The organism is Chryseobacterium sp. ZHDP1, assembly GCF_018603435.1.
Classification (GTDB): Bacteria; Bacteroidota; Bacteroidia; order Flavobacteriales; family Weeksellaceae; genus Chryseobacterium; species Chryseobacterium indicum.
In genome coordinates this window covers 4,465,217-4,491,964 of the sequence record NZ_CP075682.1, presented here as the reverse complement: position 1 = coordinate 4,491,964, position 26,748 = coordinate 4,465,217, and the positions used below count along the sequence as shown (strand labels likewise).

Annotated in this window: 25 protein-coding genes; 16 read left to right on the top strand and 9 right to left on the bottom strand. The window is 38.7% G+C overall.

All coding sequences use genetic code 11. The features are described from left to right. Positions 1 to 100: 100 nt before the first annotated feature. The 3 genes from KKI44_RS20710 to KKI44_RS20700 all read right to left on the bottom strand — a co-directional run bounded on the left by KKI44_RS20710 (position 101) and on the right by KKI44_RS20700 (position 7,764). On the bottom strand, positions 101 to 6,211 hold the full coding sequence (locus KKI44_RS20710; protein WP_250902111.1) for an RHS repeat-associated core domain-containing protein: 6,111 nt from the start codon (positions 6,209 to 6,211) through the stop codon (positions 101 to 103). 11 nt (positions 6,212 to 6,222) lie between these two features. Next, positions 6,223 to 6,693, bottom strand: a complete 471-nt coding sequence (locus KKI44_RS20705) for a hypothetical protein (RefSeq protein ID WP_214588954.1) — start codon at positions 6,691 to 6,693, stop codon at positions 6,223 to 6,225. A 585-nt stretch (positions 6,694 to 7,278) separates the two neighbouring features. Beyond that, positions 7,279 to 7,764 (bottom strand): hypothetical protein, encoded by a 486-nt coding sequence (locus tag KKI44_RS20700; protein ID WP_214588953.1) that lies wholly within the window; start codon positions 7,762 to 7,764, stop codon positions 7,279 to 7,281. A gap of 311 nt (positions 7,765 to 8,075) precedes the next feature. Here KKI44_RS20700 and KKI44_RS20695 point away from each other — a divergent pair, with 311 nt between their 5' ends. The 16 genes from KKI44_RS20695 to KKI44_RS20620 all read left to right on the top strand — a co-directional run bounded on the left by KKI44_RS20695 (position 8,076) and on the right by KKI44_RS20620 (position 21,016). After that, on the top strand, positions 8,076 to 11,006 hold the full coding sequence (locus KKI44_RS20695) for a hypothetical protein (RefSeq protein WP_214588952.1): 2,931 nt from the start codon (positions 8,076 to 8,078) through the stop codon (positions 11,004 to 11,006). Beyond that, entirely contained in the window at positions 10,990 to 11,382 is a 393-nt protein-coding gene (locus KKI44_RS20690) for a hypothetical protein (protein ID WP_002981348.1), read from the top strand. Before KKI44_RS20695 ends, KKI44_RS20690 begins: the two co-directional genes overlap by 17 nt. 2 nt (positions 11,383 to 11,384) lie before the next feature. Continuing rightward, the gene (locus tag KKI44_RS20685) at positions 11,385 to 11,798 is read left to right on the top strand and encodes a hypothetical protein (protein WP_002981350.1); all 414 of its coding nucleotides are present in this window, start codon (positions 11,385 to 11,387) and stop codon (positions 11,796 to 11,798) included. Between the two features lie 49 nt (positions 11,799 to 11,847). After that, complete coding sequence (locus KKI44_RS20680) at positions 11,848 to 12,867, top strand: radical SAM/SPASM domain-containing protein (protein WP_198418441.1); 1,020 nt, start codon at positions 11,848 to 11,850, stop codon at positions 12,865 to 12,867. A 1,018-nt stretch (positions 12,868 to 13,885) separates the two neighbouring features. Beyond that, complete coding sequence (locus tag KKI44_RS20675) at positions 13,886 to 14,281, top strand: single-stranded DNA-binding protein (RefSeq protein ID WP_214591191.1); 396 nt, start codon at positions 13,886 to 13,888, stop codon at positions 14,279 to 14,281. Between the two features lie 51 nt (positions 14,282 to 14,332). After that, the gene (locus KKI44_RS20670) at positions 14,333 to 15,406 is read left to right on the top strand and encodes a DUF932 domain-containing protein (RefSeq protein WP_214588951.1); all 1,074 of its coding nucleotides are present in this window, start codon (positions 14,333 to 14,335) and stop codon (positions 15,404 to 15,406) included. A 60-nt stretch (positions 15,407 to 15,466) separates the two neighbouring features. Further along, positions 15,467 to 15,889 (top strand): hypothetical protein, encoded by a 423-nt coding sequence (locus KKI44_RS20665; protein ID WP_214588950.1) that lies wholly within the window; start codon positions 15,467 to 15,469, stop codon positions 15,887 to 15,889. A gap of 6 nt (positions 15,890 to 15,895) precedes the next feature. Further along, positions 15,896 to 16,300 carry a hypothetical protein gene (locus tag KKI44_RS20660; protein WP_214588949.1) on the top strand — a complete coding sequence of 135 codons (405 nt, stop codon included), beginning with the start codon at positions 15,896 to 15,898 and terminating at the stop codon, positions 16,298 to 16,300. 2 nt (positions 16,301 to 16,302) lie between these two features. Beyond that, a complete protein-coding gene (locus KKI44_RS20655; protein ID WP_214588948.1) occupies positions 16,303 to 16,749 on the top strand; it encodes a hypothetical protein in 447 nt (148 codons plus the stop codon). 4 nt (positions 16,750 to 16,753) lie between these two features. Further along, positions 16,754 to 17,110 (top strand): penicillin-binding protein, encoded by a 357-nt coding sequence (locus KKI44_RS20650; RefSeq protein ID WP_214588947.1) that lies wholly within the window; start codon positions 16,754 to 16,756, stop codon positions 17,108 to 17,110. Positions 17,111 to 17,152: 42 nt separating this feature from the next. Next, the gene (locus KKI44_RS20645) at positions 17,153 to 17,521 is read left to right on the top strand and encodes a hypothetical protein (RefSeq protein WP_214588946.1); all 369 of its coding nucleotides are present in this window, start codon (positions 17,153 to 17,155) and stop codon (positions 17,519 to 17,521) included. Further along, on the top strand, positions 17,508 to 18,080 hold the full coding sequence (locus tag KKI44_RS20640; protein WP_214588945.1) for a PRTRC system protein E: 573 nt from the start codon (positions 17,508 to 17,510) through the stop codon (positions 18,078 to 18,080). The genes KKI44_RS20645 and KKI44_RS20640 overlap by 14 nt, the downstream gene beginning before the upstream one ends. Positions 18,081 to 18,091: 11 nt before the next feature. Beyond that, a complete protein-coding gene (locus tag KKI44_RS20635; RefSeq protein WP_002981373.1) occupies positions 18,092 to 18,310 on the top strand; it encodes a PRTRC system protein C in 219 nt (72 codons plus the stop codon). Between the two features lie 16 nt (positions 18,311 to 18,326). After that, positions 18,327 to 19,487 (top strand): hypothetical protein, encoded by a 1,161-nt coding sequence (locus KKI44_RS20630; RefSeq protein WP_214588944.1) that lies wholly within the window; start codon positions 18,327 to 18,329, stop codon positions 19,485 to 19,487. Positions 19,488 to 19,499: 12 nt separating this feature from the next. Further along, the gene (locus KKI44_RS20625; RefSeq protein WP_002981377.1) at positions 19,500 to 20,207 is read left to right on the top strand and encodes a PRTRC system protein B; all 708 of its coding nucleotides are present in this window, start codon (positions 19,500 to 19,502) and stop codon (positions 20,205 to 20,207) included. Continuing rightward, a complete protein-coding gene (locus KKI44_RS20620) occupies positions 20,204 to 21,016 on the top strand; it encodes a PRTRC system ThiF family protein (protein WP_214588943.1) in 813 nt (270 codons plus the stop codon). Before KKI44_RS20625 ends, KKI44_RS20620 begins: the two co-directional genes overlap by 4 nt. Positions 21,017 to 21,255: 239 nt before the next feature. Here KKI44_RS20620 and KKI44_RS20615 read toward each other — a convergent pair whose 3' ends face one another. The 6 genes from KKI44_RS20615 to KKI44_RS20590 all read right to left on the bottom strand — a co-directional run bounded on the left by KKI44_RS20615 (position 21,256) and on the right by KKI44_RS20590 (position 26,726). After that, positions 21,256 to 22,149 carry a hypothetical protein gene (locus KKI44_RS20615; RefSeq protein ID WP_214588942.1) on the bottom strand — a complete coding sequence of 298 codons (894 nt, stop codon included), beginning with the start codon at positions 22,147 to 22,149 and terminating at the stop codon, positions 21,256 to 21,258. Between the two features lie 39 nt (positions 22,150 to 22,188). Further along, a complete protein-coding gene (locus KKI44_RS20610) occupies positions 22,189 to 22,968 on the bottom strand; it encodes a tetratricopeptide repeat protein (RefSeq protein WP_214588941.1) in 780 nt (259 codons plus the stop codon). 28 nt (positions 22,969 to 22,996) lie between these two features. After that, the gene (locus KKI44_RS20605; RefSeq protein WP_214588940.1) at positions 22,997 to 23,716 is read right to left on the bottom strand and encodes a hypothetical protein; all 720 of its coding nucleotides are present in this window, start codon (positions 23,714 to 23,716) and stop codon (positions 22,997 to 22,999) included. Positions 23,717 to 23,729: 13 nt separating this feature from the next. Further along, positions 23,730 to 24,062, bottom strand: coding sequence for a DUF4280 domain-containing protein (locus tag KKI44_RS20600; protein WP_214588939.1), 333 nt, complete (start codon positions 24,060 to 24,062; stop codon positions 23,730 to 23,732). Between the two features lies 1 nt (position 24,063). Beyond that, positions 24,064 to 26,169, bottom strand: coding sequence for a type VI secretion system Vgr family protein (locus KKI44_RS20595; RefSeq protein ID WP_214588938.1), 2,106 nt, complete (start codon positions 26,167 to 26,169; stop codon positions 24,064 to 24,066). Between the two features lie 377 nt (positions 26,170 to 26,546). After that, entirely contained in the window at positions 26,547 to 26,726 is a 180-nt protein-coding gene (locus KKI44_RS20590) for a hypothetical protein (protein ID WP_214588937.1), read from the bottom strand. Positions 26,727 to 26,748: the final 22 nt, after the last annotated feature.

Below are 26,748 nucleotides of genomic sequence, written 5' to 3'. Positions count from 1 at the left end.
ACATAACGCTGAGAGTTTATTATACTCTCAACAAGTAAAACCTTAATTGTTTAAGGTGGTGGCATTTTAATGCGAATTGCTGGGGGTATTTATATGCGAATTAACATGTTAAAGGCATATACCCGCCAAAAACATCAACATCTGAACCGCTCTGATTGTAATCTGGGGATATAATGTACTTAAATCGATCAGCAATACCTTCTGTAGAGGTCACATTATTCCCACCTATATTAAAGGAATAGCTTAATCCCGTAAATCCTACCAACGCACTCTTAAAGATATTCTGTCCGGTCGCTAACCCATTAAAGATACTTCCAACAGCGCCTACTACGGAGTTTTGTACGAATTTGGTTCCATTGACACTTATATTCTGAATACTCTGCCCAATTGCTGCTCCGGCAAATGCACCACCCACAACAGCTGTCCAGGTCTGTTTCCAGTCCCATTTTACAGGGTTCAACTGTCCATGATTGGCCTGAACCCCGCTAATGTAACTTCCCACTACCATACCAATTAACCAACCCCATATTTCCCCGCTTGGATCATTATATAATAACGGATTATTCATTACATAACCGTATTTATTATAGTTCTGCGTGTTCGTAGGATCTTGGATATTTTCATCCGCGTTCAAAAATCTTCTTAATAGCGGATCATACAGTCTTCCGTTCATGTGCACAATACCTACCTGCATAAAATGCTCATGGCTGGTATATCCACGATCAAGTAGTAGGCTTGCCGTTTTCAGCGTTGCCTTATCCGTAATAACGGCTCCGGAACCTATCTTTAGGTGAGTAAAGTTCCCCCAGGCATCATAATGTCTTTGCTCTAACTTATTGCCGGCTTCATCTGTGATCGCCAGGATACTTCCCAGATAGTCTTTGTGCAAAAATTTAAATGATCCAGTACTCTCCCCAAAATTCTTTAAGAAAACTATGTTCGATTCGTAAGGGGTGCCAGCAATGTAAATAATATGCTTTTCCTGGTTTGTTGTCTGGTCGAATACAATCTCAAAACTTCCGTCTTCATTGTAAAATTTAGATTCCTGAACCTGCCAAACTGGTGGCAGAGGTTCTAAGTTCTCGCCTGTTGAAAAAGACTCCACGGGTGGATCTCCCGGATCTCCACCGCCGAACTGTTTTAACTTAATAATATCGACACGCTGCCTCATCGAACCTAGCCCGTACTTGAAACTGATACGGTCTTTTTCGCCATTGATCTGTACAGGATCATTATTCTCGTTGTAAAGTATCGATTGAATAAGATCACCGTTGTAATTCTGTGTTCCTGCGGCATTCAATGTCATTCCCGTCGGCTGGTAAATCTTAGACTGATTTTCATATTTCATCGTACCTACCTGGTCATTTTGAAGGATTCTACCCTTAACGTCATAGGTATTTTGAGAAAGCTGTCCCGTTCTCGGATCAGTCCAGTTGATCAGACGGTTGTTTTCATCATAATTGAATGATTCTGAAATATTGAAATCACCTAATGTCTCCCTGAGCTTCAGTTCATTTTTAACAGCATCAAACGTATATTTAATATTTAAAATACTTTGCTGTACCACTGAGGAGTGCTTGATCTCAGTTAGGAAACCTGTCGCTTCATTATAAGAATTTAGAATATTTGTACCACCTAATTTGGCTGTCAGCGCCTGCCCTTTTGAATTGCTGGTCTGCAGTTCCCACAAGATCTTCCCTGAATTTTTTTCCTTTAACTGATAAAGTTCACCGTTCCACGAGCTGTAAACATTTTCGATCTTTACATTGGTCGTAACTCCAGCAGACTGCAGTTCTTTTTCATAAGAAGATATTCTTCCTTTACTATCATAAATGATATTCTTTTCAAGGTATTTCTTCCCGTTGCTGTTCTCTGTTGAAGATAATGGTCTACCATAAGTATCGAAAGTAAAGGTGGTGCTGAAAGCCTGACCTGCAACTGTGCCGGACTTTGAGGTAAGCTGTCCCTTGGTGTTATATCCGAAAGAAATGCTTTTGTTAGTGGTCTGACCACTATCAATTGTTGAAAATTCGGTCTGGGATATTAATTGCCCAAGATTATTATAGACAAATTCCTTTGTTCCCCTAGGACTGGTCGTCTTTTTTGCTTTTCCTAATCCATCAAATTCATATTTATACACGCCATTGGATGGATCGTTATGTTCGGACTTTCTGCCCCATACATCATATTTTGTACTGACCGTATTTTCACCATATTTCGCTTTGATCTGCTGTCCTGCAGCATTGTAACTGAACTGGATCGTTCCTCCCTTGTCTGTTGAGGAAATGATGTTTCCAAGTATATCGCTAGTTTTTGAGGTAACCTTATTATAATTATTAACCTCAGTTGTGGTAACGGTTACTCCGGAAGTTACTGTTTCCACTTTCTTTCCAACAAATGAGCTTATGGCTCCAGAAGCGTTTAAGGTAGCTAAACCAGTTGTGGTCACTTTCACCGGATAGACAGTATCGTCATAAGTGATTACGTTCCATAATGTAGGGGAACCACTGTCGAAATACTGCTCGCTTTCAGCAGTCTTTCTACCCAAAATATCATATTTCGTATCTTTTGAAATGAACTGTCCCTGGGCAAATGCCTTGCTGGATTTTTTATAGACCTGACCCCATTCATTTGTAAAAGTTTTGGTCATATTCCCATCCGCAGCCTGTTGAGTAATGGTTACATTATATTTATTATCCTTGTCATATTGATAGGTAGTAGTTCCACCTAAATTTGATGCTGAGGTTAACATTTTATCCCATGAATCATATGTATTGGTAACAACAATTCCGAAAGGGTCTGTCTGAGTCTCTAGTTTCCCCCAGATATTATAAGTACTATTGGTCTCTAAGTTTAGATTATCAGTCTGCTTGGATACAAAGCGTCCCGTTGCATCATATACTTTACCATTACTTTCCGTACTGGAATCAATACTGTTGCTCGTAACCCTTTGCGTTACATTACCAAAGCCATCATAGGAAAATGTATCCAGCAGATAACCCGAGTTGTCCCTATTCCATTTTTTTACCGTTTTTAGATTGTTATTATCATAGGTGTACTCTTCCTTGTTCGACTGTATATCACTATAAGCCTGTACAGTTTCATTTTTTGATACCGGACGTCCGACATAATAATTTGCCCCAGTTCCAGCTTGATTATTGGCGTACAGGTAATTGGTAGTCTTAACTGCATATGAGGTATTAAGTTTAGATAGGGTCTGAGAAGGAAGGTAAAAATCGCCATAAGTCGCGGTACTTTCTGAAACCGCACCCGTCATAAAATCTTTCGCTCTAGTTGTTTTCGGAAAAATTGCCGTTACAACTTTAGCCCTGTTGCCATCGTTGACAGTTGTCACTATTTGTCCGTCAACAAGTTTGTCCGTCTGATAGACCGTAGATTTAAAACTTAAAAGCTGATTATTGTTTTCAGAAATATCCGCTGGAAATACTTTAGTTTCATCGTTGGTTCTGATCGACCATTCCTTAATGGTTGCACCCTGGTTAAGTGGGTCGGTTTCCACGCCGGACCATACGTGCGTACTAAGTAAAGTGTTTGCAGGATAAATAGTTGTATTCCATGCTGAACTTGCTATTTGTCGAAAACCTATCGTCTTTCTATTGTGCAGGTTCATAATAAGGCCACGATAGCGGAACAATTTAAATCTGCCGCTGTTAGGCTGATTACCCCATTCAGAAATCCTTGAAACCAGTTGTGAATTTACATTCGCCAGCTCCATCAATGGATATTGTTCATTTTTAACACCTGTATAACACGCTGCACATCCACTTATCCCTGCATCGTAGCTGATTAAGGTTCCCCTTCCTGCCTGATTTATTCTTTCCACCATTGCCCTCTGCAGGTTGGAAAAATGATAATAATTGTTTATGCCCCCCACATTTGAATTACTGGGTCTGAACAGATATAACTCATTCTGCCTTAGTCCCAAAAGTTCCCTGTAAATAAGAGGTGCATTATAATTATTCGTTACCGGGGTATCGGAACCAAATTGTATCTTACCATTCGCGTAACCTTGGCTCGGACGAACCTTGATAGTAAAAGATGAACTTGCTGATGTCGGTGAGGCGATATTATAGCTTGTACTAAAATCTATGATATCCGACTTTCCATCGGCATTGATGTCCAAAACCTTTGCAGTTGAATAATAACCATTTTGAGATGATGTATAACTGTCAGTAGCATTAAAATCATTGAAATATGGCGTTTTCTCAAAGCTTTTACCGTTGTTCAGATTCACAAAGTAATGGTTGTTAACATTCGTTCTGCTAAATAGATCTGAAATTCCATCGCCATTGAAATCTGCTACCTGTACACTCGCCGATAAGCCCAAATAGTCCGCATTGTAGACTTCAACCAAACTGTAATTCCCCTGGGCATCTTTTTTAACATTATAAGCCTGTAATAAATTAGCAGGTACAAATTCACCATTTACCGTAGAACCCCAATTCGGACTGGATTGCGCTATATCATCAAGACCGTCACCATTGAAGTCTCCCATGACAATGTCCTCACTTTTGGTCAGGTAAAATTCAACATATGGAAATGTGCTGTCCTGTTGCTTGGCAACGAAATATTTTGTTTCATCTATGCTGGAACTCTCGCAATTGATGGGCCGTCCGTTTGGATCTAAACTAGGATCAACGGTACCACCTCCGCCACCACCGGGACACCATGTATTGGTGATGCGGATCGATTTTTCAATCAGTACCTCAGAAATGCCATCGCCATCAATGTCATATTGAAGCAGTTTTCTGATAGACGATGTTTTATCATAATAAGTTAAAGGATTTGTTGTCGATGTGTGCTCTGTTTCGCTCCACTGGCTTCCCGGAATGACTTTAGTCTCCACAAGGGTCAACGCATTGGGATAGAGAAAACCTGAACCCGTATAGGAAATAGGTTTTGTCAGGTCAATAAGATAATATTTCAGTGTTACATCCTTTGTTGTGGAATTTAGTGTATATGAAACAAAACCCTGCCGGCTGCTCGTATAATTATTGCTGTCTTTAATAGTTATCGGAATCGCGCCGTTGTATACATTTTCTGTTCCTAAATAATAAAGTGGCGAAGTATTACCACCTGTACTTAAATAATATCCCGTGGGATTACCTCCCCAAGCATTATTATATACAATAAAATCGGTGCTGTGTATCCCCCTAAAATCACCACTAAGGGCCATTTCGCGAAACGGAGTCCATGTACCATCTGAGACTGAACCTGTGGCACCACTTTGATTTTCATTACGGTGAAATTCGATCGGATTTGCTGGCTGGTTGTCAGCACTGAACTCCTGTATCTTATCGACAAACTGATATTTTGAAACATCTAATTTATATGTGATTTCATATTTCCGGTACTGTAAGTTATTAGTCTTTGACACAATGCTGTTCAGTAGCTTGTCCTGTATTAAAGCGATTCCATTGACGTAGGATTGTTCGATTAATTGCCTTGTATATGTCCCATTATAATTGAACTGAACCTCGTTATAATGAGCTTTTCCCAGACTTTCATTGCCGCCCCATTTTATACTCGAGATCAATGAAACATTCGTTCCGCTGCCCTGCAGATAGTCATACGAGATGTAATTTCCCTGTGTGTCCTTCCACTTAACAATATTATATTCCAGAGGAGTTCTGGCATTACTACTTCCCGAAGCTGTTGCTCCGTACCATGCCTGTGAACCATCTGCTAAAGTAACCTCCCAATATTCCGGCCCACTCCAGATTTGACCCATGATCGAACCTACAGACTTAATTTTTGTGTTCGAGAATTTTTCCGTTACGTACTCCGCTCCATCTTTACCGTACTCGCCTGATTTTAAAATTAAACGTTGACCGTTAAAACTGTAGTAATCAGAATAATCAAGCTGTAAGCCCTTAAATTCACCGTCTTTTTCTATATTTTTACCAACCCTGGAGATAGATGTAATACCCGAAATATTCCACCCGTACCCCGCAGTACCGTTCCCAGCGCCACTCAGATAAACAAGACCTACCTGCGGAGATACATTTTTAACGCCGGGCGGTAGATCGATTGCCATATTAAATTGAAGCTGTCCTCCTTCATTTACATCTATATTCCCCTGCGTATCATGAAAATACTGCGAAGGGCTTACAAATTGCCCGAAGGTCATCAGCGAAATGAAAATCTGTAGAAAGGACAGTAAGAATGTCTTTTTGTTAATAAATTTCATATCCATGTTATTTATCTTTTTGTGATGTTCTTACTCAGTGTTCTTCCGTCTTTCAGTACAAATCTTACGACATAGACACCCCAATCATACCCCGTCATATTAATCTTGAGCTGCTTATTCAAACTCGGCAAATTCTGTTGCTGAAATTTCCAATGCACAGTACTATGCTGGTAGAGTGAAACTGATTCAATCAGTCCGTCAACCTTGTCCGTCCAGTCAATGGTCAAATAATCATTTACAGGAACCGGATACAAACGGATCTCTTTGAAGAACTCAGCTTCTGTCATAACATGGGTCTGCCCCACGGAGGCTACCTTATTCTCCTTTTTGTCGGAGCTTTCAGCAGCCTGCTTTCCATTGATGTCCGGTCCCCTATACCGCTGGTTCCCGGCTTCATCATACTTAAAATAAACTTCGGATGTTTGAGAAAATCCGAATACCCCTATCGATAAGGATAATAGGGAGATAAATTTTCTTTTCATAAGATCATAATATTATTTTGTTAATAAATTAGGTTTCTATTGTAAGTGGGGAGTAACCCTATCATAGGGTCATATATTTACCATTCAAGCGCACAATTAATGCTGCGAAATTACCTGCAGCTTCCTTGCATTTTTTTTAAAACACCTTGATGGATTTTTTTAGCTGTATTAAAGCGAGCTTAGTTAGCTTTAAATTTTCCCGTAGGGGTAGCTAATCGAAATGTCTAAAAGTAGGAGGATTACAATTTAGGGGATAAATTGCATAATTAAAGTTTTGCATTTTGGTTAGGTTATTTTGTTTCAGGCAGTTAAGATAAAAAATATTGAAATTCAGTGATTAAGTGATTCCACTATTTATTTATCGGGTTTTTACGGATTGTATAGTATTAGAAAATTGCATATCAAACTGGTTATGATTCACTTCTAATATGTAAAAATTTCCAACTTTACTTAATATTTCCTTGCATAGGATAACACTATTCAAAACTGTAATTACTTTTGAATTGCCTTGAGAAATTCAGTCAGATAACCTATAATGTGGGTGCCTTTTAAGAATTTGGTTCTAGGTTGAAACCCTACAAATATTTACAGCTTAAAGAAGCGCATAACCTTCTCTAACAGAGATGCCTTTTGTTTAATTAAAATTTGAACATGACTAGCCTGCTTTTGGAGTTTTAAATAATTTTCAAAACTAAAACCGATATCCGCCTTATAAAATTCTTCAGTGCAATTCATATAAAAATCATTTTCCAGCTCATCAATAGCTTTTTGTTCATTATCAATTATATCTGACCACTTATAAATTTTTTCCAGAAGGTTTCTCTTTAGTAAATTTTCCAGCGGATCACCCAGATCCTGGTCCTCTAAAACTGTCACGCAGGAATCAATGATTGCAGTGTTCAACGTTAATTCAAACTCCTTGTTTTGTTCGAACTCATTAAAGTAAAATGCAAAATGCCCTTCACCTATATACAGTCTTTCTTTTGGATGCATTTTCAAATATTTATGTAATAATCCAGCTTCAACGTCGCTGATGCTTACATCAATACTGATATTATAAAATATTTCCATGATAAGTTTTTTAGCACAATTTACATCACTTTAAATAAAAATGATATATCTTATTAGCCGGATTTGTTTTCATCGTCGAGAACATTAGAGAAAACAGTAAAAATCTTTCCTATTTAAAAAAATAAAAGTTATAACTGGACCGGCCACTCCTAGCCCCATTAATTGAGCATAACAATCCCCCCATTGTTGCATTTCCCTTCTGTTGAGAAATCATCAATTTATAAAATTTATAAAAAAATATCCTAAGCCTACATCACAAAAACTGAAAAAATATTGCTATATTAACAACTAAATTAAGCCAGTATTAACAAATGAAGATTTCGTACAAGGAGGTCGGTTCTGAATTTATAACCGAAAACAATGAATTATTTAATCTACTCATAGTTACTGCAACAGAAACTGAGAAAAAAGAGCTCCATCAAAATTTAAAGCCGTTACCAGAGCAGGATAAAATTATAAAAGTGTCAAAAGATAAACAGACGTATTTTTTAGGGACATTCGGAGCGTATCCTGCAGTTCATGTCGCATGCGATGACATGGGAGCGGTAAGTAGAAATGGATCTATTACAACAACAATGCACGCTATTTCTTTATGGAAACCCAAAGCTGTGCTCATGGTGGGTATAGCCTTCGGTATTGATAAAAAGAAGCAAAAAATAGGCGATGTTTTAGTGTCAGAAAGGATCGTTGCCTATGAAGCTCAAAGGGTGGGTATAAAAATAATACCACGTGGGAAAGAAGGTCCTGCAAGTTCTGTACTAGTTAACAGGTTTAAGTCAACGACTGATTGGGAGTATAAAATCGGAGCACGTACACCGAAAATTATTTCTGGCTTAATATTATCCGGAGAGAAACTTATTGACGACCAGAAATTTAGGGATAACCTTATTGAAGCTGAACCAACTGCAATCGGTGGCGAAATGGAAGGTGCGGGCATTTATGCAGCCTGCGACGGCCAGGTACAGCACTGGATTTTGGTGAAAGCAATCTGCGATTTCGCTGACGGCAATAAAAGCAGTAGAAAGGCCCATAACCAAAAAATAGCTATTTCAGCAGCAGTAAATCTCTGTGAACATGTTTTCAGTTCTCCATATGGTTTCGACGATATTTTGACCTCACCAGCCCCTGAGAAAATAGTTGAGAAATTATCAACCTCAAAAAAAAAAGTTCATGAAGCACTAAAAATTCAGACAAACCGCCAGATTAAAAAGCAGATAAATTCAGGTAAGTACATTCCCGACACCTTTATAGAGATGGGCCGGCAGAAGGAACTACTGCGCAATATGGCTCATCCTGTTTTATTTGCGGAGAAGTGTCTTCAAGAAGTGGAGGTTCTGGATTTTTCTGCTTTGGAGAAAAGACTGAAAAAACTGGCCCTTCCACCGTTTAGTTTCGACCCCTCGATATTTAAATACGAACCTAAACAAGTGAACATTAGCAATATCAGTGAAAATGCCGAAAAATGGTTAGATAATCTCAAAGATATCAATGCTCGAATACAAAAAATTAATCTGGGAAATGATTGTACTTCATTTTCTTATAAATTGAGAGATAATCTATCCGATCTCGAAAGTCTAAAATCCAAGGTTGCTTTGATCAAAGAAATGCCAGGTCAGGGGAAAACAAATTTTGTATGTGACTTCTCACAAAATTTCCTGCTTAAATTAGAAATTCCTTGCGTCTTTTTGTTGGGAACTGAAATTGATGCAAAGGACATTCGAAGCTCAATTCTAAAAAGAGTATTTCCGGATGGTGATGAATTAACATTCATAGAATTTATGGGTGAACTAAAAGATATTGCACTAAAAACCGGTAAATGTTTTGTAATTATTATTGACGGACTGAACGAAAACGGTAATCCAGCTGAGCTAAGTAAATCCCTTAATGAATTTATATCAGAAATTCTCGATTACGACTTTGTACGTATTATCCTGACCTGTAGAACGGAATACTACAAAACTAATTTTGCAAAACTTGAAAACTCCAGCTTCAAAGAGGAAATTTTACAAATTGATTCACTCAACAATTATAGGCACCACCACGAAGATAAAGTAAACAACAAACTTTTTGACAGATATCTTGAGCACTTTAAAATCAAGTATAAGTCCTTTAGCGGTAAAGCCTATGGCCAGCTGGTCGATAATTTTTTATTGTTACGGATTTTTTGTGATGCCTATAAAGGTAAGGACGTTCATAAGGTTGAAAATATTTACAAAGAGGAACTGTTTACACAATACTTTGAGGTAAAAACTAAGGAAATAAATGATCGGCTTAAATCGAATGACGATTTTGGGATAAGTGGAGAAATCGATATCAAGAAGTTTATCATGGCAATCGTTGAATATATGATAAAACATAACGAATATGCCAATATACCCCTTGATGATATTATTCACGGCAAAAACAAGGAACTGTACATTAGATTTCTTGATGAAAATATATTGGTTCGTCGTGACCTACAAAATAATGATGATATTTTTGACACATCGGAAACTGTCAACTTTACATTCGATGAATTTCGTGATTTTCTATTGTCTAAATATCTGATCTCCAAAACTTATAAAAATTCACCCGCAGAATTTGAAAATTTTCTAAAGGACCAGTTTATTGAAGGATCTCCTATTCGCGAAGGCTGCGGAATATTTTTATTCCATGCATCCCGAAAATCGGGCGACGGTGATTTAATTAAACTTATCGAAAAACAGGACTGGTATGAATATATATTCGAGCGATCAATTTTTAATCTAAAAGACGAATATATAGAAGAAAAAGACAGGGAAAGATTGTTTAGTAATTTATTAATACATGCCTATAATTCCGCTCGGATCTTATACGCCCTATTGTCACGAACTGACTTACAGCGCCATAAAAACCTAAATATCCAACATTTATTTGAGCATTTAAGGTCATTAACCAGTACAAATTATGATAAAGCCTTTATCAGGGCTTTCTCATTAAGTGATTGGTCCGGCGGCTTAATAAGACAAAATGATATTTTAGATCGATTAAAGAAAAGGCTAGCATCAAAGAAGTTTGAGGATGTACACCACCATCCCTTTGAATTACTCATTTATATGTTTACAAATCCCAACAACTGGGAAATAAAATCAATTTATGAAAGATATAGATACAAATATCCCGACAAAGCAAAAGAGCAGCTTTCGAAAGCTCTGAAAGCGAAAAATGAAAATCTAGTTAAAGAAATTAAATCCTTTTGTAAGCAATATGGTATTATTTTATGAATCTTATAAGATCATGGTGCTGATGCATCCTGACTTAACCGAAAAGAATTTCCTAAAAAAAACAGGTGCAAAAGATGGGTATGCAAAAAAAATGTTCACGGAAATGTATCAGAGCATAATTTCTGAAAGAATAGACGTGATTGCTGAATACAAAAAATTTTATTCCGTTGAATATGGGACCCTTGAGGAATATCTGTACAAAAAATACAATCTTGAAGTTGAATCGATTGAAGAATTAATGGAAGCCCTTGAGGAAAATAAAGAGTGTCGACTTTATCGAAAGGACCAAAATTCATATGGAAATTGGGAAATATCAACATTTATGAATTCTGAAACAATGTTCGACCGAATTACTGAAATACTTTTAACCAAATAATTATGAAAGTTAGATATGATTTTGTGACCAATAGTTCTTCTACCTCTTTTATTATAATCAGTGATGGAGAATTTAAGCTTAATACATTCATTAAGGCTGTCGGCATTGATACCAGCAGCCAGTTTATTGATATTTACAAACAGCTATTTGAATGTTTTAAAGACAGCATGACACCAGCCCGCGAGCTTCACCGAAGAGAGGGATTCAGTCTCAGTTTTGAAGATTTTATTAAAAATCGGCTATGGTACGGTGAGGAATTGCTCCCAAAAATATTGGAAAGCGAGAAAAAAGGTAAACTAATTTATATCGGCAAGCTCAGTAGCGATCATGACGATGTAGAGACATTTTTCTGCACAGACGAGTTTATAATAGAAAATCCTAAATTGTATATAGATGCTAGAGAAAATGGATGGTAATAACAGAAGTATTGTGCACAAACATTATCCAGAACAAAATTACCGGATAATGTTCAATAAAAAAACAGGCTACTTTATTCGCGCGGAAGAAAAAGGATATCCCGAACCGCTGTGGGCAATGCATGGTCCGGAGCTTTTGGATATCAGTATTACAAACTGGTGTGACAAGGGATGTAGCTTCTGCTACAGAAAATCTACGGTGAAGGGATCACACATGTCACTACATGACTATGAACATATTATGAAGGAAGCGCAAGCTGCTGATGTACTCCAAGTTGCCTTGGGTGGGGGGAATCCCAATCAACATCCTGATTTCATAAAAATACTTCAAAAGACTGTAGAATATGGTATTGTACCATGCTATACTACCAACGGTCGTGGACTGACGGATGAAATACTGCACGCAACCAAGGAGTATTGTGGCTCAGTCGCGATAAGTGCTTATGAACCATATACCGAATTCCGGACTCACCTTGAGCTTCTCTTTCAGTATGGAATTAAGGCAAATGTACATTTCGTTACTGACAGTCAAACTATAGATACAGCTATAGAATGGCTGGAAAATCCACCCTACTTTCTGGATGGTATAAATTCAATTATATTCTTAAACTATAAACCGATCGGAAGAAATCCCAACCTCTCATTACTATTAAAAGATCCAGAAAAAATTAGCAGGTTCTATGCTTTGGTAAATGAAAAAAAGCAGGCATTTAAAATTGGATTTGACAGTTGCAGCATTTCTGGCGTTGTTAAGCATGTACATGTTAATACTAGCTTTTACGAAGGATGTGATGCCGGAAGGTTTTCAGCTTTCATCGATGAGAATTTACGTATGATGCCATGCTCATTTATGACTAATAATGATTGGTTTGGAGATTTAAAAACGCATTCTTTAGTGGATATCTGGCAAAATAATCAATTCTTCAAAAAATATAGAGGTAACATACTTAATAACGGCTGTAATGGTTGCTCCCATCAAAGTACTTGCATGGGCGGCTGTCCTTTTATCGAAGAGCTTTCACAATGTGGCTGGAAAGATGAACGACTAAATTTAAAATATAACTTTTAAACCTTCAGCTAACTTCTAATGAAATTTCGAAGATCTGGAAGCAAATATGGGCCGCGAAATTTAAATGTAGAGGTACGATTGCAGATCTATAGCTTGTAAAATAAAATTTGGGTGTCCAACATAACTTGGTCACCCATTTTATTTTGACCATTATATCTTTTTATAATAAAAGTATTTCAGAAACCTTCTCATCAACTATTTTCCTATCAAGGTTATATTTTCACATAGTTTTTCTTACTGCCTCAAAAATGGGTGTGCTTCTCCAAGTATGTGATATAAGGGCGAGCAAATTTGAAAAAATCAAATAAAGGACGTCCAGATTTTTCACTATGCTTAAAAAAAATGCGTAGCATATTGAAATTATTAGCACATATTTAAAACAAACTGTAAATCGAAACAACTACAATTATTGGGCGTGCCCTTCACTCATTTTCATAAATGACCGGAGGACCGCGCTTTTCACTATATCTTTTGCCCAAGCAAAAGGATGCCATTTCAATCACTCAGGCAAGATTATGTTTCTTTTATATCCCTATTTTTTTTAACAGTTATATTTTTTCCCCTTCAAAAGCAAAGCACATTTACTCCATCGCTTCACCACTCCGTAAAAGAGCTTTCTGCTCCCCATACATAGCAAATCGCAAGCTGTCCACAGCATACCTCCACAATCATCTCGCAATTCCCTATGAAATAACAATGCCTTTAACCCCATAAATCTGTTAAAGAGATAAGATTGAGGGAATCAGTTTTATCAAAAGAACAGTCGAAAAAGACATTCAAAAGTACATCGGGCAGCCAACCCTCAGCCCGCAAAAGACTACGGCATAAACACATGCCGTCGCACTCACCCATCCTTTATTCCGTTTCCTTTTGCCTTACCGCAATTCCCCTATGTACGGATTGACTTTCTTTTTTTTCCTGTTTTTTCTTTTGAAAAAATGATTTGGGGCCGAGCCTCAGCAGGACTGGAAAGGGAGCAAACGTAACAAGATTGTACAACAACTTAAAAACAAAAGTTATGAACATTTCAGGAAGGCTGACACAAGATGCAACGGTCAGCAAAACAACATCAGGTAAGGAAGTGGTAAACTTCAGGGTAGCGGTAAATGACGGCTACAAAAACAAACAGGGGGAATGGGTGGACAACACCGCATTTATTGAATGTGCCTACTGGCGAAGCGCAAAGCCAGTCTCATGGCTCAAACAGGGGCTATATGTAGAACTAACAGGACAAATCAGCGCAAGAGCTTGGCAGGGAAAGGACGGCAACCCGAAAGCGGGGCTGAACTTCACAACCTCCAATATCAAACCCGCTTGGGGAACAGCATCGGAAAAAGATTCTCTGCAGGCTAGTAAAAAACAGGAACCTGCCAACACTGCAAAAGAGGACGAGAAAGACGATCTCCCATTCTAGGTAGGACAGTACAAAACCCAAAACATTAAACCCATTTAAAAAATAGAAATCATGGCACATAATTTAAATTTCAACAATAGAACAGGTAGATATTCATTTTTCAGCGTAAAAGAAAAAGCTTGGCACGGTCTGGGGCAGATTGTACAGGATTACCCAACAAGTGCCGAAGCAATCCGGCACGCAGGATTGGACTACGAAGTAGAAAAAAGCCCTTTGTTCACCAAAGGATCAGGAATCGTTCAGATTTCGGACGGTATTGTCATTCAGGACACTGAAATCGAAGTACCTAATTATTTCGCCAATATCCGCACAGATAACAATACCGTTCTCGGCGTTGTCGGTAGAGATTACCACATTGTACAGAATAAAGACGCCTTTACGTTTTTTGATTCTATCGTAGGTGGTGGAAGCGGTATTCTGTACGAGACCGCAGGGGCACTCGGGCAGGGCGAACGCATATTCATTACCGCCAAACTTCCAAATTATATCCGCATAGGAGGTTCGGATGATGTGATTGAAAAATACATCTTCCTGACCACAAGCCATGACGGAAGCGGAAGCATTACAGCAGCCTTTACACCTATCCGAATCGTATGCCAAAACACCCTGAACGCATCACTCCGCAATATGAGCAACGTGGTACGCATAAAACATACCGCAGGGGCAAAACAACGTCTGTGTGATGCCCACAAAGTAATGGGACTGGCAAACACCATGACCACGCAGATGGATGGCATTTTTAACCATTGGGCAACCATCAAAATCAAGGACAGCGAAGTTAAAAAGTTGATACAGCTTGCCTTATGCCCAAATACGGAAGCCTATAACCTGCTAAAAAAAGGGGCTGAGGACGAACTATCGACCATGTTCAAAAATACCGTTGACGATGCCTTCGCATACGCCATGATGAACGATACACAGCAACTCGAAACCACCAAAGGCACACTGTTCGGGGCTTACAATGCCGTAACTGGCTACTTTCAGAACGTCCGAAATTATAAGGACAATGAATCGAAGTTACAGAGCATTGTACTTGGCGGTACTGCACAGCTCAAGTCACAGAAAGCATTTGACCTATGCACATCTTTCCAGAAAATCGGAACAGACATTTTCCAACTGAATTAAGCACAGCCCAAAAGGTGGCAGGCTTGTATAGAACTGCCACCTTTTTAAAATCAAAATATCATGAAATCATTACAAGAAATGAACAATACCGAAAGGGCATTTGCCGTTGCAAGGCTCTTTCCCGATCAGCTCGGAACGTTGACCGACTTTATTAAAACCGAAATAGCGCACTTACGTGAGAAAGAGCAGGATATTAGAAAAGCATGGCCACCAAACTGCATTTTAACAGCCGATTATTGGTATAGCCTTGTGCAGAATGCTGAACAGACAATAGAAAAATTCGGTGTACTGCTATACCGCAATCCGAGGATTTTTGCCGACCATTTTTTCTATCAGGATAACAGCGTTTTCGGTATTCACTGTATGATAAGATTTGCAGGTTCCCAAATGATACCCACAATGCTGAGACTGGCAATAGAACTCTATTTCGGTGACGATAAGGTAGTAACCATTGATTTTAGAAAGAACGAAACCTCAAATTAAAAAGATATGAAAACCTTACATCACATGAACAACCTTGACAGAGCTTATCTGCTCGCAAGACTGTTTCCCGAAGAACTCAAACCACTGACCGAATTTATCAAGAAGGAAGCGGAACTGTGGCACAACCATAGAACCGAGATTGAAGAAAATTGGACTGAAAAAGATATTGATGTCAGTATATGGTTTGACTACATAGCAAACTTTGAGCGCAGATACCTTAAAAACGGTACAAGGCTGTACAGAAACAAAAAGACGTTCAGAGATCAATTGTTTGACGGCTACGATGCCCTTTTCTCCATGCACGCAACCATTCATTATACCGAGCAAAAGGAATGTAGCCGAGACTTTAAATACGCCATTTATATGCTGTTCGGTGATAGAAAAATTGTAGACATAAACTTAAATCCTTAGTCATGAAAAAATCAGATAAAATGACTGATGTCATGCTCATCAAGGCATTTAGCGAAACAGGTCGAAACAACTATGAAGTAGCCATTATCCCCCTTTGGGGGGACTGGCTAAAAAAGTCGCTTGAAACAACAGACCTGCTCGAAATCCTAAATGTAGAATACTATTCGGGTTATATCACACGGAAAGAACACGGTATTTCCTTTCTGTTGTGCAGGACAGAAAAAGTACCATTCTACGAGCAGTGGCTCGGTGAAAAAGAACTGGCTTTTTTAGATGCCAAAGCGGAGGAAATCGAGCAGTTATGCAGGCACTTTGACTGCATTAAAAGCGATTCGCTGATAGTTCATCCCTCTGGAATGGCAAATTATGAAGCTTTTGAAGATGTCAAATTCAGAACAGTCGATTTTGACATCACATTGATACAGGAAATTTTAACCGCTAAAAATTAAAAAAATGACACGTTCAAACTTACATATCACCTTATCAAACGGACAGCAGATTATCTGTGTTGCCGATAGTACGAGCGCACCCGAACAAGGCTATATCGTGGAGGAAGTATTCACCCCGCTTCTAAATTTCAGTAACCATATCAAGGAAATGGACTTTCTCAAAAAGCACTGTACAATGGATGAAAGAAGGGTCAATGCCATGTACAGATATTACATAAATCTTATAACAAACGAGATCAGAATGTACGAGGAAAATTACAACTATCGTGCTGACCGATTTTATAAGAGTGAAGATCTGACCGAGCGTTATACAAGCTATGTAGAATCTCTAAATAACGAAGATAGTGAAGAATCAAATTGAAACAGAACTAAAATTAGGTAACAAACTCATAAATATTTGAAAATGGATATACTGGCAAAATATAAGTTCGCAGACTGGCTCTATAACAGGTTTGTAGAGAACTATAAAAATCAGAATGTAGTGGAAGCGTTCATTTTCTTGGATATTCTTTCACGATACCAAATGTTCGCAATGGAAGTCCGTAAACTTTCAGATCAGCGAAGACACATCAAGGAACTATACAGGGACATTACCAAGGCTCTGAAAAATGGAACCGCACATAAACTTTTTCTCACAGGAGAGGAAGGTACAGCGGAATTTAAAAGGGAAATGAAAGCCTACGAAGACTACCTACGGGAACAGGGCTTTTCAGAATCATATATCACTGATTGCGTAAGCGACAAAGCAATGAACTACTATGGAAACAGCTAATTTTTTCAGACAGATTGCACAGATGGACATCAACAGCAAATTGACGCTATCTATTACAAAAGCAACAGAAAACAGGATACTCGTATCTATCTTGATCGAGAATGATGGTTGCGCAGATAAGGCAAAAAATGTCATTCCTCCTTTTAATCTGAAAGGAAGTCCCGAAGAACTGGATTTTGGATTCTTTGAACATATCAAAAAACCCGTTCAGATGGCAGACGGACTGATTTCTAATATGCAAAATTTTCTAAAGGGACTGGAAACCGCTCAGGCTAACTCTGCGATGGAAAAACAGAAATCAGATAAGGAAAAAGCTAAGGGCAGAAAGTATAGCGAAGCACTACTGAAAGCTGATGCCTTTGCCAAAGTAGGAAAGTACAAGGATGCATGGACGGCACTACCAAAAGTCGGTGATTATCCCGAGCATAAAGAAGACATCCGAAAGAAACAGGATGAATACGAAAAGCAATTTGTTCCCGATCTCTGGTCGGCTTCCGAGCAGAAAGCAGAGCAGGAACAAGAGCAGGAAAAGGTCGATCAAGAAGAATATAACCCTTAAAATTCAATATTATGTTAGTAGCAACAACACTTCAGCGAGTTTTTATCCTCAAAGAAAAAGAACATGAAATCAGGCTCGATGATCCCGAGCCAAAGTGGAATCTTCAGGCGGTACTGAATTTTTATTCAAATAACTACCCTGCCCTGACCACGGCAAAAATTTCACGTCCTACAATTGTGGACGACATTGTGGAATACCGCTTTGAGACAGTTATCGGAACTAAAGGTTAATTAAAATTCAAAACCCATGAATCATGCAAAAGAAATATCCGCAAACGGTAAAACTGCCCACAGCAGTAAGCCAGTCACAACTTCACCGCCAGTTGTGCGGGTTCGGGAACTGGATGAAACGTCCGAAGGATGCAGGAGAAATTCGCAAGGACAGACGGCAGTCCACTCCGCACACGATGTTACCAATGCCTTTTTAGGCATGCAGTTCCATGCAAGATTGCAGGAACCTGAAATTGGCGAAAATTACGACAGTTCAAAATTGGAGAGGGAGTTTTTTAAATCCCTCTCCAATATCTCAAAAAAACTGAATGTAACTAAACTGGACTGTGCAGGTCTGCCCTACCCGTATAATATTTCGGAATCATTGGCTCACCTGAAAACACAGCTTAAACTTAGCACCGAGGACTGGCGGGAAATTAGATTGGTCAATGATGGAAAGTGTACATTTTTTGCCAAAGAGGACAGATACAACACAGGTTGTACGCTATATTATATCCCTGTAATTCCACTTTACACAATCCTGCACAATAGAAAAACCGTAAAAGCAAGTAAACTTTTGGTCTGTGTTTACGCATATATCTATCAGGTACTCGCTGTTCCCTATTACAGAAATGACGATTGCTACCTGAACTCCATGTACGATATGCTCGAAAACTCTTATTTGGACGATGAGGAGGAAGATTCAAATTCAGATGAATATTTAACTGAGTTCAAGGATGCAGAATTGATAGGAGATCATATAAAAGAACTAATCACAGAACCTACGAATCTACAGTCTTTTAAAAAGCTCTTACACAGATTTAAACCAAAAAATGAATTTGAAAAAGATGTTCATTCGATAGCCAGTTCATTTTATGAACTTTCTACAACCTATCCAAATGTCCGCATTGATCGGAAATATTTTCCATTACGGTACAGGGAAATGACCGAAGAATCCGAACGCCCTGTCACCCTTGACAACTACGTTTCATTCTGCGCTTCCATCGAAGGAAGCCTTTTTCACACGCTTTGCGATTTTGTAAATGGCGACCTGCAAGAATTTTCGGAGATAGACGAACCGACACGGTTTATTCCCTTTGATAACAGAAAAATAGAAAATAATGATTTCGATTTTGAAACAAAGGTATTTGACAATATTGACAGGCTCATTCAGCTATGGCAGGAACATAACTTTTAAAAAATAGAACTCATGGAAGATATAACCAACAGCTTCGCAAATTATTTTGACCCTACCTGCGCATTGGTGTTTTATCAGTGTAAGACAGGTTTTAATGAAACGTATGTCGAATATTTTGACATGGAAAATGGTATACCCATCAATCCGCATCCCCTATCTGTGAACGAGGGTAAAAGACTTGCGACAGCTTTACAGGTGGATGAAGAAAATCTTAACCTTTTAAAATCGAGTGGCATCCTTAACAACAACCTGCTATCATTCGATGCTAAATCCGCTACTATTGTCTGGTACACAAAAGCACAGTTTCGGGATCTGCACTTTAGTAGCCATCTTGGGATAAAATCGGGAAAAGCACATACCCCTCCAATGGTATGGGTTGCAGACAGGGAAACGCTGAAAGTTTTTGCACTTTCAACATCGAGAAAGCCCACAATCAATACACCGCTTTACAACGCACCATATTTTAACGTCTATGCGGATGGCTCCGTATGTATGGGGACTGTGGATATTTCAACTGCTGAAACTGGTTCCATTGACCAGCTGATGAAATTATGGGAAAACTACTTTTTCAATAGCTACTTTTCACACCTTATGTCTGACCATAATCCTGTTAAGGGAAACTGTGTGATGCTGTGGGAAAACCTTATCGATAACGGTAAACTATTCCCTACTGAAATGCTTGTAAAAACATCACAAAAACTTAAAGACATTTTATTATGAGAACGCCAAAGAAAAATATCCATTTCTTGGACAATTATTTGTTAAGTCCAACAAATCCCATTCGTGTAAATGTAATTGGTGCGGGCGGAACGGGCTCGAAATTTATGACCGCACTCATGGAAATCAATCATAGTTTAATGGAACTTGACCACCCAGGATTGGACGTGCACCTATGGGACGATGATATTATTACAGCATCCAATATCGGACGGCAACGGTTTGCTGAATCGGAACGGAATCTTTATAAATCGCAAGCCATCATCAATAGGCTTAACAGGTGGGCTGGTACAAACTGGAAAGCGGAAACAAGAAAATTCGAGCGTAATGCCGATGGACAAATACCCGACTATGCAAGCGCATCAATTTACGTAACCTGTACAGATACGGTTGCATCAAGAATTGAAATAAACAAGATATTGCAGAAGTTAACCAAAGATTATGATTACCACAGGGACAAAGCAAAGTATTGGCTAGACCTCGGCAATACCAAATTTTCAGGACAGGGCATACTTTCAACTATCGGAAACATAGATCAGCCGACCTCAAAAAAGTTCAAAACATTTGAAAACCTACCATCTATTATTGAGGAATATGGTACAGCTATGCAAACCTCGGAACAGCAAGATGATACCCCGAGCTGTTCACTGGCGGAATCACTTGAAAAACAGGATCTTTTCATCAATAGTACCATTGCGCACTTGGGGGCATCGCTTTTATGGAACCTGCTAAAGGACGGTATGACAGAATACCGTGGTTTTTTCCTCAATCTGAAAAATTTTAAATCACAACCCATTACCGTCGGCAGTTGAAAAAACTGCCGGCGGCCAAAAGCCTTCGGCTTTTGGCGCGAAAATCGGCTGCAACGGCTGTAACCTTCTACGCTATCCCCGCTTCGACAGCCGTTGCGGGTTATTTGTGGGATACATAGTATCCCAGTTAGCTTCGCAGATATGTTTTTTATCGTTTTATATTCTTTATAAGTTAAATAATTCAGACATCGAATTTTATAATAAAATAGAGAAATTATGTCATATCATTTTTCGTGAAATCAATCCCCGTCTAATAAAGAAAAGTTCCTTCCTGGTCTTTTCCGGTCACGCTCAAATTCCTCCCACTCTTCAAGTGTATATTTTTTCCCTTCGAAGATCTTGTGTACATTTCCTTCATAGCTATCAAAATCTGTGTGTACCTCATAAGTAATTTCCTCCAAAAGATCCTGCTCGCCTTTAACAGTTAAACTGAAACTTATCTGTTTCACTACGTCAGCAACGGTATCTTTAATAACAATTATTTTGGAATCTATGGAAAAGTCTCTGGATACATGGTAATCCTTTACTTTACTCCTAAACCCCTGATCAAGAAGTAGGTTATCAAGAAACTGTTCGTTTAACGTAACCCAGCCTTCGAGCAATATTTCCCTTTCATCCGCTTTTTTGCAGACAAATACGGTATCCAAGGGTATATCCAGTGGCATTGACAAATATTGCAGCCCCCTGTAATTTTCGCCCTCAGTATAAGTGCCATTGGAATTAATAAAGAAAGGTAAATAGACACCATTTGAAAAGGTATCATGTTCCATACCTAATGGTGAATTGAAATATAATTTTTCAATGACCATCAATAGAACTCTGTTTGATGGATTACGATGTTTATCCCTAAAACGGTTCCACTTGGGTTTAAAATTCTTTTTATTGATAATTGCAGCAATCCCTAAATCTCGGGAATACTTCCACTCGACAGGACTGAACAATAAAGGATCGTTCGTGTTGCTGCTTTTATAGCTAAGATTGATAAAGGTAAAATTCGATTCAGCTTTATCACCATCCACTTTTTCTAATGTGAATGTACCAGAGGATTCTATATTGAATAACGCTTTACCTTTATAAGAACTCTTTTTGTGAAATGAAAATCTATATTCCACTGCGTTCAATAGATCGGACATGATTTAACGGTGGATGATAGCCATCCTATAATTTACTGTTTATACGGCATAATTTTCGGGGTTTGCACTTTCCAAATACCCTTGCTGTGCATCTTTTTTCATCGAATCAATCATACTTTCAGGAAGCATATAGTGGTTTAGCATCTTTTCTTCCATCTCCTTCATCTTTTCTTCATCGTTTAAGGCATGGTACAGTTTAAACAGGATCTCATCTTCGGTAAGGAACTGATACGGATCATTTACATAGTTAGCTCTGAAAGCAATAAATTCTTTGATTTTATTAGCTGCCTTTTCATATTGACCAATTCGTATAAGGGACGAATAGAGCCTATTATACGCAAACGATAGCCATTGGGCAAAAATTTGACGTTGCTCATCGGCTGAGTACTCATTCCTATCTATATCAAAATTGGCAAGCAGATATTCAGCTTCCTTTATTGCATCTTCATATTTTTCCAGTTTGTAATATAATAATACAAGCCTAAGATGCCCCATTTTAAAGGGAATGCCCGTTGAAATAGATTCCTTATAATATTTTTCGGCCAGTTCATCATCGCCCTTCTTCTCTGCAATAAGACCTTTGAGCTCAAATATCTCCGGATAACTAGGATCTATTTCCAGTGCTTTTGCGCAATATTCCTCCGCCACTTCCACGGAATCGGCATCAAGATAAGAACTTGCTAAAAGTGCTAAGTACTTCTTTTCTTTCGGGAACTCATTATTTAAAATATGTAAGTTGGCGATTGCTTTTTCTGTTTCACCAAACATTTTTTGATTGCTAATTTTCTGCAATAACTTCTCTATTTCTTGCTCATTCATTATTCAAATTTTATAATTGTGTGAAAAACTAACCCCTAAATGTATTACCAGGAGGTAGCTTACCATGCGTTGCCGTATATGTATCTATCAAAGAAACTTCCTCAGCGTTGGCTGTAGCATAGTTCACATTCTGTAAATACCACTCATAAGGTAATAATTTTCCTGAAGATAGATTATTTAAAATATATTCATCTTTATCACCATGATATAATTGGAAAATTACTAAATATCTTGCATAAACCGACTTAAAAGAAGTTAATCCATATTTCCAGATTGCTCCACTCATCATAAATTGATTTACGAACCCAGCTCCAAACGTGTAATTTCGCATTAGTCCGGGTGTTCCCACATGAAGGTCATAAACATTATAAATATCTTTCTCACGCCTTCTTGTTCGAGGCTTTACCTGTGGAACTGCAATCGGCGGTGCGATCGGAACTGTAACGGGTTTATCCAAGGGTATATCAATTGGAGGAGGTACTGGTTTTGGCAGATCCTCATCTATTGCTGGAGGCGGAGCAGGTATAGCTGGGCTGGAAACAAATTCCCAGATCACTTTTGCTGTTTCCGCTACTGCATTGCCTACAGCAGAGAAAAAATCACATATATCGTCCCAGAAATACCAGATTGCAGCAATCGCAACAACTGCCAGAATTATCCATCCGATAGGATTCCACGACATCGAAGTCCCTGCGGTGGTTGCGCTTGCAAAAAAACCACTTGCTCCACCTGCTATTGCTAACTCCATAATTTAATTTTTTTTATAGTTGTCCTGAGTTCTTACAGCTTATAATACCACCATAGGGACATATACATTTTGATACGTCTGATAATGGTTTTTTATCCAATATTTTGATCTTTGGTACAGCCTTGATCCAAGTCAATGGAACACCTGAAAGTTCAAGATTTAAACGGCAGATTCCTTTCAGTGCGCACAATCCAAAATGAGGGATATTCAATCCTGCAACATTGTCTTTATCAGTTGCAAACTTTCCCTCCCGGAGCTTGATCTTCGGATTGGAAGTAACAATCAACGTTGATGTCAGTAGGCCCTTGTCACAATCCAGAATCGCCTGGTCTTTTAGATATTCCATTTTAGGTCAATTTAACTTCAATTCCACCTTTCACATTTATATTTTTGTCATTGCTGATCGTAATATCACCTCCTTTGGCCGTGATGTCGATCGTACCTGAACCACCTCCCTTTTCAGAGGGCGTAGCATTTATCGCCAGATTGTTGCTTCCTGTAACAGTGATGTCCTTTCCGGTCAAGCTGATTGTACCGTCTTCTTTCATTTTCAGAGAACTGTTTCCGATAGTAATTGTTAGGCTCTTTTTTCCCTTAAAATTGATATTACCCTCATCATCCATTTCAAAAACCGAAGTTGCAGGACTGTTTTCTTTTGCACCTACATTGATGGAACTTGTACTGCCAGCATTGACAACATGATTTAAATTAGCATCAGTAGTGGCATTGCCCGTTCCGTCAAAATACATATTTGCGCCACCTTTGTCTTTAAGATTTATTGAACCTGCACCATTATCATATTTTAGTTCTGTTCCACTCCTTCCACTAAAAGACATAATATTGTTTCCTGTTCCTCCACCAGCTCCAATGCCACCGTGAAAAAGACCACCCATCACAAAAGGTCGGTCAGGATGCTGGTAGACGAAATTTACCATCACCTGATCTCCTACCTCTGGAACTGACATAAAGCCCCTATTCGTTTTCACATCATCACTGCTTCCTGCATCAGGTGACATGACCCGGATAAACTCGGAGCAATCCGTCCCCTGTTGCCAGTCGAATTGAACCTGAACTCTTCCCTGGTTTAATGGATCTGTATTGGATACCACCTTTCCAAATTGCGGTTCAGCTTTTGGGGCAATAAATTCTGGTCGGGGAATATAACCCAAATCAGCGGCTATAGCCTCAAAACGCCCGCTATAGTATCCCCTTGCATCAACTTCATGTAAGACCTCCGTTAATAACAATCGGGTAAAATATGACGTCTCGCTGGTTTCTGCTTTTCGCATTTCCATGTCCGCTATACAACCCGGATAGAGGAACGGTACAGTGGATATTCCGGTAGTAACAAATACCTCCGCAGCCTTGCTGCCAGCAGTACCCTTCTGTGAAGCTTCAACATCCAAAAATGAATTTGCCTTTATCGGTGCTATACGCAATGAAGGAGTTTTAAAAGTGTTAGTAGAGATTTCATAGGCTCGCTGAGCGATATCTGAAGTATGTTTAATAGCTGGATCTCCTCCGGTCAATTTCTCATTCTTACGGCTATTGTAACCGTAGAAAGAAGGCTTGACATGCTGGGCTTTCATGCTTATTTTCACATCACCGAGATTCCTGCCGTATACTAACTTTACAGGGTTTTCAGCTGGCGGAAGCTTTCCAAAATGCAATACCTCTCCATCATAGAAGAACTGTTCTCCATAAGCCTCCGCCATCCGCCCCAAATAGTTATAATGCGTTTCTTCATATTGAGAACTGTAACTTATGTTCCCGTAGTTCGCATCAACCCTGAAATCAAACTTATTGGGATCAAGTCCCTCGTTTATAACTTGTTGGGCAATACTATTGAGACTAATTTCCTGACTTCCCCCAAAACTTTGGGTATGGGGTGCAGCGTCCAACAAAATTGTCGGGCTTTCACCAATAAGGACTATATTACCCAAACTTCCCTGATCCTGACTGAAACCGACCTCAGTCACAACCCCTACAAAATTTCTTTCAGGGCTTTCTTCTACATCTTTATATCTGAAAACAACGGTAATCCGTTTTCCAAGGAAATTTTGAGCCTCTTCCAAATTGTGGTTTTCAGCATCGCCCAATGTGTCGTGCGCTAAGGTCAACTCAAAGGTATGGTGCTTTACGGCACTCTGTGTAAGCTTGAAATGCTTGAAGAATCGAATGGTGGTGCCTTCAACCACAATTTCAAGCTTCACCAGCCTGTTCAGCCCATTTACTTCATTTTCCGAAATCGCTCCAGCATTATAAATTTTTGAAGTAGGCTGGTTCTTCCATAGCTTCCCTTTAGTAAGTGACCTTTCGTTATTCTGCATTGGCTTATCAAAAAAAGTCTTTGCCCCTGCATTCTCAGGCTGTGAAGAAAAAACAGTAGTTGAACTGCTACTTTCTCCTCCTCCTGTTGACGAATCTATATGATCCATGTCTTTCTGAAACATACATATCTATTTTTTCATTTATATAATTACGGTGATATTCTCCCTGAGCGCGGTGAGACTTTTTGTTCAGCTACGTCGTCCGATCTATTTTTTTCCTTATTTGGGATAAAGGAATTAAGTGACTGTACTGAGATGAATTCGTACAAATTTCAATAGGATTGAAACTCCATTCTATGTGCAGGGTTGCACGTCTATACTAAATAAATATATATTCTTTTTCATAAATTAATGTGATTTTGGTTTTGCAATATAGTATATTGAAAAATCACGGCAAAATGATTTACCCACTTTTTTGAAAAGTGTCGTAATTTTACTATCCCCTATCTATCAATGATTTCAATCCAAAATATTGGAGTTAATTGACAGCAATAGGCTAATTATATAGGTCTATTTTGAAGCTGCTCCTTATCCTTTTCAATTTTTTCAACCCTATATACGTAAACTTTGATCGGCTGTCCTAATTCGTCCGTTCCTACATATTCAAAAAGTTCAAAATGACGGGGTATCGGTTCCTTCACAACACGACCAGTCCATGTGATAGTGCATTGATCTTTCATAAGAGGCTAAATATATTATATA